Consider the following 2,947-nt stretch of genomic DNA (forward strand, 5'->3'; position numbering starts at 1 on the left):
CTGCGGCACAATGCGCGGGACGTTTCCGCCGAGGCCGTAAACTAGTAGCGACAGGTTCTACCCTGCGTAGAACAACCGCGGTATCACGACTGCCACGCCTGCCGGGCGCTGGCGGCAGGAGGAAAGCACCTTGGCAGAGCAGAAATCTGGAGAAGGCCGCGGCCTGCGGACCTCGGTCAAGGGACCGCTGATGTTCTCCGCGTTCTGGGCAGTGCTGGCCTTCATTGCCGTCCTGATCTTCGCCTCCGGCGGCAGCGCCAGGGAACCACGCTTCGACCTTGCCTTCACCGGCGCCGGCATCGCCTTCATTGTCACGCTCGTTATCGCGGCCATGCTCTCGATGAGCTACAAGGACAACGCCGAACACCTGGGCAAAGGCTCCGGGGTCAACCTGAGCTCCAGGCGGCCGGCGTCGCACGACGGCTCAGCCCCGCAGGCCCGCCCCGCCGACGACGCCCGCGGCGACGCCGGCCAGGCGGACTAAGCAGCTCAGCAGGGCAGCTAGGACGCCGCCTTCCGCGCCCGATAAGCCGCCACATGCGCCCGGTTCGCGCAATTGCCGGTATCGCAGTAACGCTTCGAGCGGTTCCGGCTCAGGTCCAGCACCACCGCGTCGCAGTCGTCCGCCGCGCAGACCAGCATGCGGTCCATCTCCTTGCTGCGGATCACATCCACCAGGGCCATGGCGGCCTCGGTACTCATCCGATCCGAAAGCGGCGCCTCGGGCGTGGTTGCGTGCAGGTGCCAGTCCCAGCCGTCGTGCTTCATCAGCTGGGGCAGGGCCCGGGCGCCACGCAACAGCCGGTTCACGGTCTCGACGGCGGTGCCCTCGTCCGCCAGCCAGAGTTCGGCAAGCTCGGCGCGCAGCCGGTGCACGCTGGCCAGCTCCGCGCCGTCGTGCGTCCGCGAACCGGTAAAGCCCTCGGCCGCCAGGAAGCGGTCCAGGTCGGCCACCGTAGACAACTGTTCTTCCCCGTTGGCAGCAGTATTGATCAGCCCGACCACCGATCGCAGCGCAACTTCCGTGTCAGGGGCAAAAAGCATCTTGACTCCTTACGTCGTCCGGACGTACTGTCATGACCATAACCCAATTTTACTCCTGACAGGAGGCAGCCCGTGTCTGCCGCACGCCGTCCCGCCCGGCCCCAGGCCGCTCCACGCCCCACACTCCGGGACGCCGCCTCCCCGCACCCCGCGGAATCCGCCGGGCGTGGGGCTCCCGGGTTCCTGGCCTCGGGCCTGGGCGTGGCCCTCTTTTCGTCGGCCGTCTTCGGCATCTCGGGGTCCTTTGCCAAGGCCCTGCTCGAGACCGGCTGGACACCGGGCGCCGCGGTCACGGCGCGGCTCACCGGTGCAGCACTGGTCCTGGCCGTCCCGGCCGCCGTTGCCCTCCGCGGCCGCTGGCACCAGCTCATCGACAACTGGCTGACGGTCCTGCTGTTCGGGCTGATCGGGGTGGCCGCGTGCCAGCTGTTCTACTTCAACGCCGTCGCCCGGCTCTCGGTGGGCGTCGCGCTCCTGCTGGAGTACCTGGCCCCCGTGATCATCGTGCTGTGGCTCTGGGCGGCCAGCCGCCGCAGGCCGCGGCCGCTCACCATCGCCGGAACCCTGCTTTCACTCGGAGGCCTGGTCCTGGTCCTGGACCTCACCGGTGCCGTCAAGATCGATCTGGTCGGGGTGCTCTGGGGAATCGCCGCCGCCGTCTGCCTGGCCATCTATTTCTTCATCACCGCCAAGGAAAACGACACCCTGCCGCCGATTGTGCTGGCCTCGGGAGGGCTGATGGTGGGAGCGCTCGTGATGTGGCTGGCGGCTGCCACCGGACTGCTGCCCATGGCAGCCAGCACGGCCGACACCCGGCTGGGACCTTGGGTAACTCCGTGGTGGGTGGCCTTGGCCGGCCTGGTCATTCTCGCTACCGTGCTCGCCTACGTCTCCGGTGTTGTGGCGGCGCGGGCGCTGGGCTCGAAAGTGGCATCCTTTGTCTCGCTGACCGAGGTCCTGTTCGCCGTGATCTGGGCGTGGCTGCTGCTGGGGGAGCTGCCCGGCCCGGTGCAGCTTCTGGGCGGGGTGCTGATTGTCGGCGGCGTGGTGCTGGTCCGCCTCGATGAGCTGCGCGCCCCGGCCCCGGTGCCCGCCGCACTCGACCACGCCAACGACGTCGAGCCGGTTCCCTAGGGCTGTCCGGCTGCCCGCGCGCCCCGGAGCGCTGGGAAAACGAAAAGCCCGGACGCGGTGCGTCCGGGCCTTTCGTTGAAGCGTGCTTAGCGGAGGGAAGCGCTTTCCTGGTCGCTGGCGTTRCGGGTRGCCATCTGGCTGGCCTGCTGCAGGGCCTGCGACACCCGGTTCAGGTTGGCCGTGTGCTCACCGGACCAGTCGTTACGGAACTTGTCGGCGTCCGGRCCCTTCCAGTCGGTGGCCGCCAGGGCCTTGGTCAGCAGCGACCGCTGGTTATCGATCTCCTGCGCGCCGGCCTGCAACTTGGTTCCCAGTGCCTTGAGCTGAGTAACATCTGCGCCCCACATAGCCATGTGACAATCTCCTTAGTTCACCGGACCCGATCACTGTCGGCATCCCCAACGGCCTCCGGCTGATCCGGAAGATCCAATACCTAGAACCTACCCTGCCCCGGAAAACACTGTCGATGGGCAGCACTCCCCATCCCGCCGCCGCCCCTGTTTAGCTGCCGAACCGCCGCAGCCGCAGCGAGTTGGCCACCACCAGGACGGAACTGGCCGCCATGGCCGCGCCTGCAATCATCGGGTTGAGCAGCCCCAACGCGGCGACCGGGATGCCCACGGCGTTATAGAAGAAGGCCCAGAAAAGGTTGGTCTTGATGGTGGCCAGAGTCCGGCGGGAGAGCTCGATGGCCTGGGCGACCTGTCCCAGTTCGTTGCCCATCACGGTCAGGTCCGCGGCTTCGATGGCGACGTCGGTGCCCGATCCC

Annotated in this window: 4 protein-coding genes and 1 pseudogene; 2 read left to right on the forward strand and 3 right to left on the reverse strand. The window is 67.9% G+C overall.

Annotated features, from left to right (window positions below; all coding sequences use genetic code 11):
- Positions 1-130 precede the first annotated feature (130 nt).
- Positions 131-484: a hypothetical protein gene (locus tag AC1DHD_RS15315; RefSeq protein WP_476880535.1), complete on the forward strand. Its 354-nt coding sequence runs from the start codon at positions 131-133 to the stop codon at positions 482-484.
- A 17-nt stretch (positions 485-501) separates the two neighbouring features.
- Here the strand turns inward: AC1DHD_RS15315 and AC1DHD_RS15320 are convergent, their stop codons facing one another.
- Positions 502-1,044 (reverse strand): CGNR zinc finger domain-containing protein, encoded by a 543-nt coding sequence (locus tag AC1DHD_RS15320; RefSeq protein WP_476880536.1) that lies wholly within the window; start codon positions 1,042-1,044, stop codon positions 502-504.
- Positions 1,045-1,227: 183 nt separating this feature from the next.
- Here AC1DHD_RS15320 and AC1DHD_RS15325 point away from each other — a divergent pair, with 183 nt between their 5' ends.
- Complete coding sequence (locus tag AC1DHD_RS15325) at positions 1,228-2,178, forward strand: EamA family transporter (protein ID WP_476880538.1); 951 nt, start codon at positions 1,228-1,230, stop codon at positions 2,176-2,178.
- A gap of 86 nt (positions 2,179-2,264) precedes the next feature.
- Here AC1DHD_RS15325 and AC1DHD_RS15330 read toward each other — a convergent pair whose 3' ends face one another.
- Entirely contained in the window at positions 2,265-2,531 is a 267-nt protein-coding gene (locus AC1DHD_RS15330; RefSeq protein ID WP_476880537.1) for a hypothetical protein, read from the reverse strand.
- Positions 2,532-2,679: 148 nt separating this feature from the next.
- Positions 2,680-2,947: pseudogene (locus AC1DHD_RS15335) on the reverse strand (heavy metal translocating P-type ATPase); the annotation flags it as partial.

The sequence above is a fragment of the Arthrobacter sp. 05L45_2 genome (assembly GCF_056397525.1).